Source organism: Nitrobacter sp. MLSD-S21 (genome assembly GCF_058809865.1).
This window is the reverse complement of sequence record NZ_JBXASZ010000010.1, coordinates 65,123-80,928: the sequence shown is the minus strand read 5'-3', so window position 1 is coordinate 80,928 and position 15,806 is coordinate 65,123. Positions and strand designations below refer to the sequence as shown.

At 57.6% G+C, this 15,806-nt stretch carries 7 protein-coding genes and 1 pseudogene; 7 read left to right on the top strand and 1 reads right to left on the bottom strand.

Annotated features, from left to right (window positions below; translation table 11 throughout):
• Positions 1 to 34 precede the first annotated feature (34 nt).
• Together AC1RT6_RS19740 and AC1RT6_RS19735 are read left to right on the top strand one after the other, a co-directional pair.
• On the top strand, positions 35 to 1,645 hold the full coding sequence (locus tag AC1RT6_RS19740; protein WP_079446257.1) for a sensor histidine kinase: 1,611 nt from the start codon (positions 35 to 37) through the stop codon (positions 1,643 to 1,645).
• A 46-nt stretch (positions 1,646 to 1,691) separates the two neighbouring features.
• A complete protein-coding gene (locus AC1RT6_RS19735; protein WP_079446256.1) occupies positions 1,692 to 2,204 on the top strand; it encodes a TIGR02281 family clan AA aspartic protease in 513 nt (170 codons plus the stop codon).
• A 119-nt stretch (positions 2,205 to 2,323) separates the two neighbouring features.
• Here AC1RT6_RS19735 and malQ read toward each other — a convergent pair whose 3' ends face one another.
• Entirely contained in the window at positions 2,324 to 4,267 is a 1,944-nt protein-coding gene (malQ, locus tag AC1RT6_RS19730; protein WP_079446255.1) for a 4-alpha-glucanotransferase, read from the bottom strand.
• A 128-nt stretch (positions 4,268 to 4,395) separates the two neighbouring features.
• Here malQ and AC1RT6_RS19725 point away from each other — a divergent pair, with 128 nt between their 5' ends.
• From AC1RT6_RS19725 to treZ, 5 genes and pseudogenes are all read left to right on the top strand, one after another.
• Entirely contained in the window at positions 4,396 to 6,369 is a 1,974-nt protein-coding gene (locus tag AC1RT6_RS19725) for an alpha-1,4-glucan--maltose-1-phosphate maltosyltransferase (RefSeq protein ID WP_079446254.1), read from the top strand.
• Positions 6,370 to 6,377: 8 nt separating this feature from the next.
• Complete coding sequence (gene treS / locus AC1RT6_RS19720; protein ID WP_079446253.1) at positions 6,378 to 9,662, top strand: maltose alpha-D-glucosyltransferase; 3,285 nt, start codon at positions 6,378 to 6,380, stop codon at positions 9,660 to 9,662.
• The gene (gene glgB / locus AC1RT6_RS19715; protein ID WP_079446252.1) at positions 9,659 to 11,809 is read left to right on the top strand and encodes a 1,4-alpha-glucan branching protein GlgB; all 2,151 of its coding nucleotides are present in this window, start codon (positions 9,659 to 9,661) and stop codon (positions 11,807 to 11,809) included. Before treS ends, glgB begins: the two co-directional genes overlap by 4 nt.
• Entirely contained in the window at positions 11,806 to 13,884 is a 2,079-nt protein-coding gene (gene glgX / locus AC1RT6_RS19710; RefSeq protein ID WP_079446251.1) for a glycogen debranching protein GlgX, read from the top strand. Before glgB ends, glgX begins: the two co-directional genes overlap by 4 nt.
• A pseudogene (gene treZ, locus AC1RT6_RS19705) lies at positions 13,881 to 15,636 on the top strand (malto-oligosyltrehalose trehalohydrolase). The gene glgX and the pseudogene treZ overlap by 4 nt, the downstream one beginning before the upstream one ends.
• Positions 15,637 to 15,806: the final 170 nt, after the last annotated feature.

Genomic DNA, 15,806 nt, shown 5'->3' with positions numbered 1-15,806 from the left:
TCGCGCGGCCGCGTACAGGATTTGTGTCTGGTTGATGAGTACTCCCGCCGATAAACCTGAAGTCGTCCAGCTTCCGGTCGCTCCCGCGATTGTACCGTCCGCACGTCATCGCCGCGCCACCACGCAGCGCGTCCGCGAAGCGCGCGACCGCCTGACTTCAACCAGCGGAACACGGCCGGCGTTCGATCACGAACTGCTCCGGCAATATGCGCAAACACGACTGTCGGCATCGTTTGTCGTGATGCTGCTCTTGGTTGCAACTGGCGTGCTCTTCGGCTTCTGGATAGCGCCCACCGCCGCCGCGGCGTGGACGTTCGGAATGCTCTGCCTCCACGCAGTCATCATCTACAACTGCAAGAATTATCTCAAGACACCATCATCGGCCAATAGCACACGCAAATGGCGCGCGCGTTTCATTTTGCTCGATCTCCTATACGGCCTGTGTTGGACGACGATTCTAGTGCATCCTGCCGGCTCGGATCAGGTCACAAATACCCTGATGATGTTTCTGATGCTGCTGGTCGTGGCGGTATCGAGTATGCTCTCGGCCAGTCTGCCGATTGCCGCCCTTGCCGCAACCGCCCCCGTAACCTCGGCAATCGCGCTGAAGTTCGCGACTGCCGGCAGCTTCAACAACTACATCCTTGCCATTCTGGCGCTGACTGCGGAGGGCTTCTTCGCCCTGCTCGCGCATCGTTTGCATTCCACGACGCTGGCGACGCTCGAAGCGCGGGCGGAGAAGGACGCCCTAATCGGCGAACTTGAGCAGGCGAAGGCTATTTCGGACGAAGCGCGGCATCGCGCGGAATCGGCCAACGTCGCAAAATCACGGTTTCTGGCTCAAATGAGTCACGAATTGCGGACGCCCTTGAATGCCATTCTCGGATTTTCCGAGGTCATGAAGAGTGAAATTTTCGGCGAGCACGCGGTTGCAGTTTACAAGACCTATTCGGCCGACATTCATAACTCCGGCGTTCACCTCCTGAATTTGATCAATGAGATTCTTGATCTATCGCGGATCGAGGCCGGCCGTTATGAACTCAACGAAGAGGCCGTATCTCTGGTCCATGTCGTGACCGAATGTCACCATCTGCTGAAGTTACGGGCCTCGAACCGCGGCATCACAATTTATGACGTGTTCGAACAAGATATGCCTCGCATCTGGGGTGACGAGCGCGCCACGCGCCAGATCGTGCTCAATCTGTTGTCGAATTCAATCAAGTTCACGCCACAAGGCGGAGAGATATTGCTGAAGGTCGGATGGACTGCTTCAGGCGGGCAATACCTCAGTGTCAAGGACAACGGCTCCGGGATCGCGGAAGACGAAATCCCGATTGTGCTTGCCTCGTTCGGACAGGGATCGAATTCGATCAAATCCGCAGAACAAGGCGCGGGTCTTGGTTTGCCGATCGCTAAGAGCCTGATCGACATGCACGGCGGTACGTTCACGCTGAAATCCAAGCTTCGCGTTGGCACGGAGGTCATCGTTACCTTTCCGCCGGAACGCGTGATGTCTGCTCTGGCGCCCATGGCGGAGGAAAGTCCGCGGCTTCAACCTGGGCAAGCGGACGATCACATAGCCGACGAAAGACGCCGCCTGCGGAACACGCCGATCATGAACGCTGGAACAGGTCTTAGAGCATGATGGCGACTCGCACTCCAGGTCTGGCCGAAAACGCGGCAGGTGCGTTGTGATCCGCATCCTGCTCGTGATCGGAATGCTGGTGGCAACCGCCGGAGCGGTGGTTGCCTATGGGGATCCCGCACGAATATCGGCTGCGGGAAAATTGGTCTCGACGATGCTGCACAAGGCCGCCGCGAGCCCCCCACGGAGCGTCCAGATTCCTCGGACAGAGAACGGCGATTTTACACTTCACGCAAAGATCAACGGCGTGAAGACGCCAATGATCATTGACACCGGCGCAACGTCCGTCGTCCTCACCTACGAAACGGCGAAGGCTGCCGGATTACCGCTGGAATTGCTGAACTACGATGTCGATGTCGAGACCGCCGGCGGGCGAGCGCGCGCCGCTCGCCTGACGCTCGACAGGCTCGCAGTTGGGAAACTTGTCGAGCGATCCGTGCCTGCGCTCGTCGTGCCGCGCGGCCAGATGAAAGCCAACCTTTTAGGGATGAGCTTCCTCAATCGACTCGAGAGTTGGGAAGTTCGCGCGGACCGGTTGATGCTGCGCGGCTATCCCTGAGCCGCTCTGACTGCGTCCTTGTCGTTAGGGCTATAAGCCCGTTCCTGACGGTCCATTCTTTAGGTGATGCGTCGTAGCCGCTTAGCATATTGAGCATCTGGATTATCCCAAACGCTGTTTCAGCGATCACGGAGCGCGTGTCGGAGCGCGCCGAGGTCGATGTGTTGGTCCAGATCTTCCAACTTGACTGGAATTCGTCTTCGCCAGTTGGGGTGCTCATTCACCGTACCTGGAATATTCGGCTGATCCGTCAATCCGATCAGATCGTCGAGCGCGATCGCGAGAATGCGAGACGGCGTGCGCGCGAGAAATTCAACGGCCCCAAGAAAATTCTTCGCTGCGATATGTTCTTCACCGAGCTTCCATTCGAACGCGTGGCGCGCATTCGTCCGCTCCGCGTCGGTTTCGCCGGGATCGATCCCAAGCTCCCGCTTCACCCTGAGATCGGAATGCGATTGCCAGCCGGCGAAGGACGCAAGATCATGCGTCGTGAAGGTGACAAGCGCATTCGCGGCATATTCCGACGACTCAATAAAAGCACCATCGTTGCCGCGTTCGAACATCATCACCTTGTAAGACCACACACCCCATGCCGCAAGACTGTCGCGAAAACCCTCCAGTACCGTTCCAAGATCCTCGCCGATGACGATACAACGCTGGCCGACGCTCTCTTGCGCGATAACGCCGAGCATCGCCTGCAACGGCATCTCCACATATGCTCCCTGTAGAGGCGATGCTCCGGCCGGTATCAAGTAAAGCCGGCTGAGACCGAGCACATGATCCAGCCGTATGGCTCCCGCGAAACGCATCGAAGCGCGCAGCATCTCCCGAAACGGTGCAAAGTCGCTCGCCTCGAGGCCAGCGGCATGGAATCCCGCCAATCCCCAATCCTGCCCCGACGTGTTGAGTTGATCTGGCGGCGCTCCAACCGAAAGCGCGCGCGAGATGGCATTCTGCTCATTCCAGGCGTCGAACCCGCCGGCCTGAACACCGACGGCGACATCCAGATAAAGCCCGACCGCCATTCCGCGTTTAGCAGCGAGATCGGCGCATGACTGTAGCTGAGCCGCCGCGCACCATTGCACGAACTCGACGAACTTCACCTCCTCGCGCTGTAGGCCGCTGCATATGGCTTGAATTCCGGCATCAGTCGGGTGGCGCCACTCTTCCGGCCACAGCCACCAAGGCGACGGACCGAATTTCCGCCGCAACACTTCGAAGCAGGCGTAGCGTTTCAACAGCTCGCCTCTCTCCTTCCTGAAGATTTCGAATGCGGCTTGCGCGGCCTGATCATGCTGAAACTCCGAAAAAGCCTGCCGGAATGCGGCGTATTTCAGTTTCGCAACCGCCGCATAATCGACCAGTTTGCCTTCCCGGACCCGATCGAGTTGTTCACGATGCTGCCTCAGCCACGCGCTCGAAAAATTCGGCATCCGCTCGGGATCGATATAAAGCGGATTAAGAAACAGCCGGCTGTTTGGCGCATAGGGGCTGCATTCAAGAGGGCGGTCATCGAACAGGGCGTGAAGTGGATTGAGGCCGATGCCCTGGCATCCCCAATCCGAGGACAGTTCGATCAGCGATGCAAGATCGGTGAAATCACCAATTCCCCAGTTGCGCGACGATGACAGCGCGTACAGTTGAACAGACAGGACCCAGACGCGCTCGAACGAGCCTTGAAAGGCTTTTTCAGGCGTGACCAGCAAGGGAACTGAATCGATGATGGTGCCATTGCCACTTTCGAGTTCCAATCGATAAGTACCGACCGCTATTGAACGCCGGATATCGATCGTTGCCGAAGCGATGTATCCTTGAGCGAGCACCGCATCACGTTGCACGAGTCGCCAGGCGATGCCGTTAGCCTCGGCTTCGACAGGAATGCGAGACTTAGCCTTGTCGGCGACGATGACCACGGGCTGTTTCAAGAAGCGATGGCGCGGGGGCGATGGCAAACTCTCAATAAAGGCGCGCAATCGATCATTTTCCAGGAGATGACGGCGGCCTAGTCCGTCGACAAAGTCCAGATTGATGCCCAAATCGCGCGCTTTTGAATAGATATCCATCCCCGTACCGGCCCTCACAGAGGGAACAAACTCGGGAACAAAAGGGCAGTTCCATCGGGAACTTTGCGGCTGCCCTGGGGTTAGCTTTCGAGTCTTTCATTATTCATCAGCAGGTTAACTGGCGCGTGATGTCCGTATCGACGCAAAAAAGCATGCCGTTGCGTGCAGACGAAAGAGGCGCAACCGTCGGCACATTTCATATTGAAGACGTTTATCCCTGCATCGACGCCGGACGCTTTCCCGTTAAGCGCCTCGCTGGCGATAGGATCGATGTCTGGGCCGACATCTTCCGAAGCGGGCATGACGTCATCGTCGCACAGTTGATATGGCGGCATGAGCAGGATCGCGACTGGCAAAGGTCGGTTATGACCCTGCAAGACAATGATCGCTGGTTTGGAATCCTCGCACCGGCCGAACCAGGACGTTACGTTTATGCCATAGAGGCCTGGACCGACGAATTCGCCACCTGGAAGCGTAATTTCGAACTCAAGCAGAAGGCCGGTCAGGACATCACCCTCGACGCACTCGAAGGCGCCGCGCTGCTGACGCGCGCGCAGTATGGCGACAAGGACGCGACCGCGATCATCCTCCGTCAATGCGAAGACTTTCTTCACAAGGGTGACCCCGCCAGCCTGCTCGTGCCGGAATTGACGAGCGCCATGGCCGAAGGTTGTGTCCGGTCCGATCTCACACGCTCCCGGTCTTACCCGCTGACGGTCGACCGCACCCTTGCCGTCGCGGGAGCGTGGTACGAGATGGTGCCACGCAGCCAGAGTGCCGTCCCCGGCCAGCACGGCACGTTCCGGGATTGTATTGCTCGGCTGCCCGATATCGCGGCCATGGGATTTGACGTCCTTTACTTCACGCCAATTCATCCCATCGGCAGAACTAATCGGAAGGGGCGCAACAATGCGCTGACGGCCGCCGACGACGATCCTGGCAGCCCCTACGCCATCGGCTCCAAGGAAGGTGGGCACGATGCCATTCACCCCGATCTCGGTACTTTCGACGACTTCCGGGAGTTGATAGCAGCCTGCAAGACTCATGGCATGGAGATCGCGCTCGACATCGCCGTGCAATGTTCGCCCGATCATCCCTGGCTCACCCAGCATTCCGACTGGTTCAAGCGGCTTCCGGACGGCTCGATGCGTTATGCGGAAAATCCACCCAAAAAATATGAAGATATTGTCAATCCAGATTTCGGTTGCGAGGACGCAGGGTCACTGTGGAACGCGCTTCGCGATGTGATCTTGTTCTGGATCAATCAGGGCGTGCGCATCTTTCGAATCGACAATCCGCACACCAAGCCGTTCAATTTCTGGGAATGGCTAATCCGTGAGGTCCAGACCAAGGATCCCGGCGTCATCTTCCTTGCCGAAGCGTTCACCCGACCCAAGGTCATGAAGGGTCTCGCCAAGCTCGGCTTCACACAATCGTATACCTACTTTACCTGGCGAACCCAGAAAGGAGAGATTGAATCCTATCTCAACGAACTGACGGGATATCCTGAGCGCGACTATTACCGGCCCAACTTTTTCGTCAGCACGCCAGACATTCTGCCTTACCATCTGCAAAGTGGCGAGCCGTGGATGTTCAAGTCTCGGGTTGCCCTGGCAGCTGCGCTGTCGAGTACCTACGGAATCTACAACGGCTTCGAGATTCTGGAGCACGAGGCCATTCCGGGGCGCGAAGAATATCTCAACTCGGAGAAGTACGAGATCAAGGTTCGCAACTGGGATGCACCCGGAAATATCAAATCTTACATCGCAGCGCTCAATCGGGCGCGGCGCACCAATCCGGCGCTTTTGCAAACTCGTAATCTGAGGTTTCTCCCTGTCGACAACGATCAGATCATCGCCTTCACCAAGCAATCCGACGATGGCTCCAACACGATCGTCGGGGCCATCGCGCTTTCGCGCGAGAGCCGTGAACTCTGGCTTCCGCTTGAGTCGATCCGGATGGAGACCGTGAATGGATCAAAGCCTCCCGTCGCAATCGAAAACCTCATGACCTGCGAGCGTCACGCCATTGAGTGGGGCGGGGTACGATTGAGACTTGATCCATTACGCGATCCCGCGCTCTTGTTTCAATGTCTGGCGTGAGGTCCGTTATGAACGAAATGTCGCAGATAGATGCCGACAGATACGTCCAGACCGACGATCTCTGGTATAAGGACGCTATTATCTATCAACTTCACGTCAAGGCATTCGCCGACAACAACAACGACGGCATCGGCGACTTCGTAGGTCTGACCAACAAGCTTGATTACCTTCAGGAGCTCGGCGTTACCGCTCTGTGGTTACTGCCGTTTTATCCATCGCCAGGGCGCGACGACGGATACGACATTGCCGATTACGGCTCGGTCAATCCCGATTTCGGCACCATGAAGGAATTCCGCCGGTTCATCTCGGAAGCAAAGCGGCGTGGCTTACGCGTTATTACCGAACTCGTTATCAATCATACATCCGATCAGCACAGATGGTTTAAGCGAGCCCAGCGCAGTCCACCAGGATCGAGCGCGCGCAACTGGTATGTCTGGAGCAATACCGACAAAAAATATCAGGGCACCAGGATCATATTCACAGACACGGAAAAGTCGAATTGGGCCTGGGACGCCGAAGCCAACGCCTACTATTGGCATCGCTTCTTCAGTCATCAACCGGATCTCAATTTCGACAACCCGCGGGTCGTCCGATCTGTCATCCAGGTGATGAAGCGATGGCTCGACACGGGCGTCGACGGGTTTCGGCTGGATGCCATTCCGTATCTCTGCGAGCGTGAGGGCACCAACAACGAAAATCTCCCTGAAACGCATGCGGTGATCAAACATATTCGCGCCGAGCTTGATGCCTACGCCAAAGGAAAGGTTCTTCTTGCCGAAGCCAATCAATGGCCGGAAGATGTTCAGTTCTATTTCGGGGATGGCGATGAGTGCCATATGGCCTATCACTTCCCTTTGATGCCGCGCATCTACATGGCGATAGCTCAGGAGGATCGCTTTCCGATCACTGACATTCTGCGGCAGACGCCCGACATTCCCGACAGTTGTCAGTGGGCGATGTTCCTACGAAATCATGACGAACTGACGCTTGAGATGGTGACCGATATCGAGCGTGATTATCTCTGGTCGACCTATGCCGCAGATCCTCGCGCGCGCATCAATCTCGGTATTCGCCGCCGCCTTGCGCCCTTGATGGATAACGACCGGCGCAAAATTGAGCTGATGAATTCGTTGTTGATGTCGCTTCCGGGAACGCCGATCATTTACTACGGCGACGAAATCGGGATGGGCGACAACATCTATCTCGGCGACCGCAACGGCGTTCGCACCCCGATGCAATGGACTCCGGATCGCAACGGTGGATTTTCTCGATGCGATCCTGCGCGGCTCTATGCTCCTCCTGTCATGGATGCCGTCTACGGCTATGAGTCTGTCAATGTAGAGGCCCAGTCGCGAAGCCTTTCTTCGTTACTGAGCTGGATGAAGAAGCTGATCTCGGTACGCAAATCCAGCCACGCTTTCGGCCGGGGAACGATGTCATTTGCGCGCTCTTCGAACCGGAGCGTTCTCGCTTATGTGAGACAATACAACGATGAGGTCGTGCTCTGCGTCGCCAACCTGTCGCGATCAGCGCAAGCCTCCGAACTCGATCTGTCCCACTGGAAAGGTCGTTCACCGCTTGAAATGCTGGGACGAACGACCTTTCCCGATATCGGCGAGTTGCCGTACCTAATTACGCTCGCGCCTTATGGATTCTATTGGTTTCGGCTGAATGAAAAACCGCCGTCCCCGAACGTTGCGACCGCGACCGTACCTGATTACGAAACGCTGGTCGTACCGCTGGGTGCAACCTGGATGTCGCTGGCACGGACACGCTCGATCTTCGAGCGTGATGTGCTGCCATCCCATCTCGCCCGCGCGCGCTGGTTTCCGGAGCGATCCGCTGGCGCCATCACTGCGCGCGTGCCGGCGGCGATACCACTTACGAAGGACCAGGAATCCAGGCCGTGGCTCGTGATCTTCGACGCCGCCCATCGCGGACAATCAGGGCGATACGCGATACCGATCCGAATCCGGTGGGATCGACTGGACCGCCGAAACTATGACGCTAAAAACCTCGCCGCCGTGCGGCAGGGCTCGCGCGAAGGAACGCTGATCGACGCCGCCTATGAAGGTGATCTGATCGCGGGCATCATCGACGATCTGCGCCACTGTGCAACCTTTGAGGAAGGTCACTTGAGGCTTGCTTACATTCCTACGGAGCGGCTGGCTTCGATTGCGGAGGAGCCCATTGAGAACGTGCGAGCAGTTCAGACAGAACAGTCGAACAGCACCGCGCTGGTCGATCAAAAATTTGTGGTCAAACTCTACCGAACGCTCGAGAATGGCATCAATCCCGAAGTGGAAGTGGGACGCTTCCTGACGGACGTTGCTGGATTTACCAATACGCCCGCTCTGCTTGGCAGCGTGGAGTTGACGGGACCTGACGTGCAGGCCGCCATAGCTATCGTTCATGCCTTTGTCGGTAACCAGGGCGACGCATGGACCGTCAGCAGCGCCGCACTGGATCGTTTCGTCGACGAACAGCGGCTCGTCGGGGCGAACGACTCAGCTCCAGCGCTTGAAGAAAAAGCGGCCTATCAGCGTTACATGATGCAAATCGGTAAGCGCGTCGCGGAAATGCACGTGGCACTGGCCAGCCGCGACGATATCGAGAATTTCAGTCCTGAGCCTGTGACCGCTTCGGATATCGCACATTTTATCGATCGGCTGATGGCACGTTCGGAGCAAACGTTTGATCGACTCGCTCAAGCTAAACTTTCGGAAGCGGATCGGATTCTTGTCGACGAAATCCAGAGTCTCCGCCCAGATTTGCATGGCTTGCTCACCGAGTTGCTGCCGTCATCGATTCAAATGCACAATATCCGGCATCACGGCGACTTTCATCTAGGGCAGGTTCTCGTCGTTCGCGACGACGTCTTTATCATCGACTTCGAAGGCGAACCGCGACGAAGCCTTTCCGAGCGGCGGATGAAGGCGCCGGCAGCTCGTGATGTCGCCGGGCTGATCAGATCCATCGATTATTCCGTGACCTCGGCGCAAGAGCGCGTTCTAAAAACCGGAGCGGACGACGATGGACGACTGACGGAGGCCTTGTCGGCATGGCGTGACGAGGCGACGCAGACCTTTATGGCCGCTTATCAAGAAGCGATGTCCGATTCGCGATTATGGCCGGAGGAGCTGGACGATAAAGGCGGGATGCTGCGATTCTTCCTGCTCGAGAAGGCGCTTTATGAGATCGACTACGAGCTGGCGCATCGCCCAGATTGGCTGCGGGTCGCGCTGGATGGCGCACTACGGGTGCTGCGCAACAGGAAGCGAGATCGGGCATGACCGAATTGTCATCCGAAGCACGCGCCATCGTTGAAGGGCGACATTCGGACCCCTTTCACTATCTCGGCTGTCATCGCGAGACAGATCGCAACGTGGTTCGCGTTTATCTACCCGAGGCATCCGAAGTACGCCTGGTCGATGAGACCGGCGAAGAGGTCCCTCTGACGCGGATTCATGACGCCGGACTTTTCCTTGGAAATTTACCGGACGGGGCGGAGCACTACCGTCTCCGCGCTCGGTATGGTGCCGACATGGTTGAGCTTGAGGACCCTTATCGCTTTGCGCCCATCCTAAATGATTTCGACCTTTATTTGCTCGGAGAAGGAACGCACCAGAGGCTGTACGACAAGCTTGGCGCTCATCCCATAACGATGGAGGGGGTGGACGGAACGGGATTCGTCGTGCTGGCGCCGAACGCTCGGGCCGTGGCCGTCGTCGGCGATTTCAACTGCTGGGATCAACGCCGACACCCGATGCGTGTGCGGGGTAACGGATATTGGGAACTGTTCATCCCCGGTGCGCAGGTGGGTGATCGCTACAAATTCGCGATTACGACTCAAGATGGCTTTCTGCTCCCGCTGAAATCCGATCCGATGGCGTTCGCTGCCGAGGTCCGTCCGAACACGGCGTCGATCGTATTCGACGAAACAGCCTTGCCCCGCCCGACACCGACGGCCACCACGATCAATGCACGTAACGCACCTATCTCGATTTATGAAGTTCATCTTGGATCATGGCGCCGTGGCGACGGCAATCGCTGGCTATCCTATCGTGAGCTTGCCGAGACCCTGCCGCGCTATGCACGCGGCCTCGGATTTACGCATATCGAGCTGATGCCGGTGAACGAGCATCCGTTCGACGGTTCATGGGGCTACCAGCCAACCGGCCTCTACGCCCCGACCAGCCGCTTCGGCACGCCCGCCGATTTTGCATATCTGGTCGAAGCCTGCCATCGCGAAGGACTCGGTCTTTTGCTGGATTGGGTGCCAGGCCATTTTCCTGACGATCCGCACGGGCTCGGCCGTTTCGACGGAACGGCTCTGTACGAACACGCCAACCCATTGCAGGGCCGCCACCTCGATTGGGATACCCTCATCTACAACTACGGCCGCACCGAAGTTGTCAATTTTCTCGTCGCTAACGCACTGTTCTGGCTTGAACGCTATGGCGTGGATGGTCTTCGCGTCGATGCTGTCGCGTCGATGCTCTATCTCGATTACAGCCGCCCCGAAGGCGGATGGATTCCGAACAAGCACGGCGGCCGGGAGAATCTGGAAGCCATCGAATTTATGCGCCGGTTCAACAGGGAAGTATTTGGCAGATTTCCGAACGCTACAACCGTGGCTGAAGAATCGACGGCTTGGCCACAGGTCTCGCGACCGACCGAGTTCGGCGGTTTAGGGTTCGGTTACAAATGGAACATGGGCTGGATGCATGACACGTTAAGCTATTTCGGCAAGGACCCCATTCACCGCAAGCACCACCATGATCAAATTTTGTTTGGACTACACTATGCGTTCTCGGAAAATTTCATTCTGCCGCTGTCGCACGACGAGGTGGTGCACGGTAAGCGTTCCATCCTTGGCCGCATGCCGGGCGACGACTGGCAGCGGTTCGCAAACTTGCGCGCCTATTATGCCTTCATGTTCGGCCACCCCGGCAAGAAATTGATGTTCATGGGGGCTGAGTTCGGCCAGGAGCACGAATGGAACCACGATCACTCGCTCGACTGGCATCTTCTCGATCAAGCTCGTCACCAAGGGGTCCAGGCTGTTGTTCGGGATCTCAACGCGCTCTATCGCGATGTGTCGGCGTTGCACGAACTCGATTGCGATCCAGCCGGCTTCGAATGGATTGTAGCCGACGATGCAGATCACAGCGTCTTCGCATGGATGCGAAAGGGTGAGAGCGGGCGGGCCCGCTGTCTCATAGTCGCGAATCTTACACCGACGGTCCATTGCGATTATCGCGTGCGCGTCCCCTTCACCGGGCGGTGGCGCGAAGCGCTTAACACCGACTCCACTCATTATGGTGGGACCAACGTCGGAAATGATGGCGTGGTCGAGACATCAGGGGAAATCATTCCCGAGCTCAGGCTGACGTTGCCGCCTCTTGGGGTGATTTTTCTGGTTCCGGAAACTGCATGACGAGAATTTCAGAAGGTACACATGTCCGCCTCGGCTCGACTTGGGACGGCCGCGGAACGAATTTCGCACTTTTTTCCGCTCACGCAGAAAAGGTCGAGCTTTGCTTGTTCGACAGTAAGGGCCGCAGAGAGATCGAGCGTATCGCCCTGCCCGAGCACACCGAAAACGTCTGGCACGGCTATCTGAACGATGTCGCGCCCGGGCAGCTCTATGGCTACCGCGTCTATGGCCCCTACGATCCTCAGCGTGGCCATCGGTTTAATGCTCACAAGCTGCTGCTCGATCCTTATGCGAGGAAGATCAGCGGGCGACTGGTCTGGAGCGATGCACATTTCGCCTACCGCGCCGGAAGTCCGCGTGAGGATTTATCCTTCGACAGACGCGACAACGCTCGCGCCATGCCTAAAGCCACCGTCATCGACGAGACCTTCAACTGGGGAAGGCGTGAGCCGCGGCCCAGTGTCGCTTGGGAAGACACGATCATCTACGAAGCTCACGTCAAGGGCTTGACCAAGACGCGCCGGGATATTCCTCCAGAACTCCGGGGCACGTACGGTGCGCTGGCTGCGCCGGCCATGATCGATCACCTTCGACGCCTGGGCGTCACCACGATCGAACTTCTGCCGATTCATGGCTTCGTCGACGATCGCCACCTTGTCGAGCGCAAGCTAAGCAACTACTGGGGATACAACTCCATCTCGTTCTTCACGCCGGAGCAGCGTTACGCGAAGGACGCAGCGCTGGACGAATTCCGCATGTCCGTGGCCCGTCTTCATGACGCAGGCTTCGAGATCATGCTCGACGTCGTCTATAATCATACCGCCGAAGGAAATCACCTTGGCCCGACTCTGTCATTCCGCGGCATCGATAACGCCTCCTACTACTGGCTGATGCCGGACAATCCCCGCTACTATGACGACTTCACAGGAACCGGCAATTCGCTAAATCTGACCCATCCGCGCGTGCTCCAGATGGTTATGGATTCGCTGCGCTATTGGGTCGAAGTCTGTCACATCGACGGCTTCCGCTTTGATCTCGCAAGCACACTGGCGCGAGGCCCTCACGGTTTCGACCGCAACAGCGCTTTTTTCAATGCAATCCGGCAGGATCCCGTTCTCGCTAACGTTAAGCTGGTCGCGGAACCGTGGGATGTCGGCCCCGGCGGTTATCAGGTCGGCGGCTTTCCTTCGCAATGGTCGGAATGGAACGACCGGTATCGCAGCACAATGCGCCGTTACTGGGCCGGCGAAGGAAATCTGATCGGCGATGTCAGCGGCCGCATGACAGGATCATCCGACCTTTTCAATCATGACGACCGCGCACCGCGCGCCGGCATCAATCACGTCACCGTCCATGACGGCTTCACCATGGCGGATCTGTTTTCCTATAACGAGAAGCACAACGAAGCCAACGGCGAGGACAATCGCGATGGCTCCAATGATAATCTCAGCAACAATTGTGGACACGAAGGGCCGACTGACGATCCTGTAATCCTGACGCTCCGCCGTCAGCTTCGCAAGAACCAGCTCGCGTGCCTGCTGCTAGCCCAAGGGTTGCCGATTCTTCTTGCGGGCGACGAGGTCGGCAACAGCCAGAGTGGAAACAACAACGCTTATTGCCAGGACAACGAGATCGGCTGGATCGATTGGAGCAATCTTGGCGACAAGGACAACGACCTGACCGACCTCATCGGACGCCTTACCGCAATCCGAAGGCGCTTTGCCCAGATCAGGTCAAGACAATGGGTGACAGGGAAAAGGATAGACAGTTCCTACGGCGTGCTGTGGCTCACGCCGGAAGGCAACGAAATGACCGAGGCTGACTGGAGTTTCCCCGAAGGAAGGTTTCTTTCCTACGTGCTCGGACCCACGGAGCCACACCAGCAGGCGCTTTACATCGTCCTCAACGCGGCGCCGGAGCCGATCGAGTTTAAAATTCCGAACCTGGAAGAGTACAAGACGTGGTCGATCGTGCTTCATACCACGAACGACGACATCGACGTCGCCTCGCACCACCCTAACGCGACCATGCAGGCACCGCCTCGCAGTGTCATCGCGTTCGCAGGCCAGCCATGAGCGTCGGCCGCTTCGGCTCTACTCTCACGCCAGACGGCGCAACGTTCCGGCTGTGGGCGCCGGCAGCCGGCAAAGTGGCCATCGTTACCGATACCGCACATATGATGGAAAAAGACAGTAGCGGCTGGTTCGTCGCGGAAGTGGCCGCAGCAAGCGCCGGTACGCGTTATCACTACCGGATCGATGATGAGCTAGACGTACCGGACATCCTATCAACGCGATGATGTGTCCGGTCGGAGCGAACTTATCGACCACCGCCGTTTCCGTTGGAAGGCAATCGATTGGCGTGGGCGGCCATGGCATGAAACGGTCATCCTAGAATGCCATGTCGGTACCTTTACGCCTGAGGGCACCTATCGTGCCATGATCGACAAGCTCGACCATCTGGCGTCAACTGGAATCACCGCCCTCGAGTTGATGCCGCTCGCCGACTTCGCTGGATCGCGAAATTGGGGTTACGACGGCGCGATGTGGTATGCGCCTGATCATGTTTACGGCACGCCGGACGATCTGAGAGAACTGATCGATCAGGCTCATCTGCGTGGCCTGATGGTCTTTCTCGATGTCGTCTACAATCACTTCGGGCCGGAGGGAAATTATCTGGGGCGCTACGCACCGCATTTTTTTTGTGATGTAAAGACTCCCTGGGGAGCGGCAATTGATTATCGCGTTCCCGAGGTTCGCGCGTTCGCCGTCGACAATGCATTGCACTGGCTAGGCAACTATCGATTTGACGGTCTTCGCCTCGATGCGGTGCATGCCATCCCCGAGCCAGGCGAGCCGTCAATCTTGAACGATATCAGCCGCGCTGTCGGGATTCTGGCGCGGCAAGATGGACGCCATATCCACCTCGTGCTGGAGAACGACGATAACCGCGCGGGTCTGCTCGATCCTTCTTCAGGTGTGCCGAACGGGAAGTATCGCGCACAGTGGAATGACGACTACCATCATGTGTGGCACGTCATTCTCACTCAGGAAACCCACGGCTATTATGAAGATTATGCCATCCATCCACGCCATCTTCTCGCGCGAACACTCCGGACGGGTTTTGCCTACCAGGGCGAGGCCTCTGCTCATCGCGGCGGGCGAGCTCGCGGAGAATTGATCGGCGAACTGCCCCCGGCCGCTTTCGTGAACTTCCTTCAGAACCACGATCAGATCGGCAACCGCGCGCTGGGCGATCGACTCGAATGGTCCGCTGACGCGCGTGCTATCGAGGCGGCGCTAGCGATCACATTGCTAGCGCCGATGCCGCCACTGATGTTCATGGGCGAGGAATGGGGAGCAACCACGCCCTTCCCTTTTTTCTGCGATTTTAAGGGCGATCTCGCCGATGCGGTACGAGCAGGCCGGCGGAGGGAATTCGCCAGCGCCTACGAAATGTTCGGTAATGACGTGCCGGATCCCCTGGCGCTGTCCACATTCGAAGCGGCGATTCTTGCTTGGCCCGACCCAGGCCAGCACCTACCGCGTCATGCACTCGTCAAGCGGCTATTGCAGGTCCGCCGGAATGAACTCATGCCGCATCTTGGCAACGCAATGTTCGCTTCCGCTGAGCTTTGCCAGAACGACCGTCTGCTGATCGCACGCTGGTCGCTGGGCAACGGCGCACAGTTGCACCTTCGCGCCAATATTTCGGATCATAACGTGACTGATGACACGTCGCCGATGCCGGGGCGACCGATTTGGGGTGGTGAGTTGCCGGCACGCCTGCCGGCATGGTCAGTTTTCTGGTCCGTGGGAGCGACCTGATAAACAGGCATTCCGCGCGTAAGCGGTGAACAAAGGTTCCACAGACAGAACAGGAACGATATAGTCGAAAACGAAAGGTCAACGCTGCTAAACCGCCAGTTGATCCCGGACTGCAGAAGGCGTCACATACTCTAAGTCGTGCCAGTTGCGGCTTACGAGTGATCCAGGCG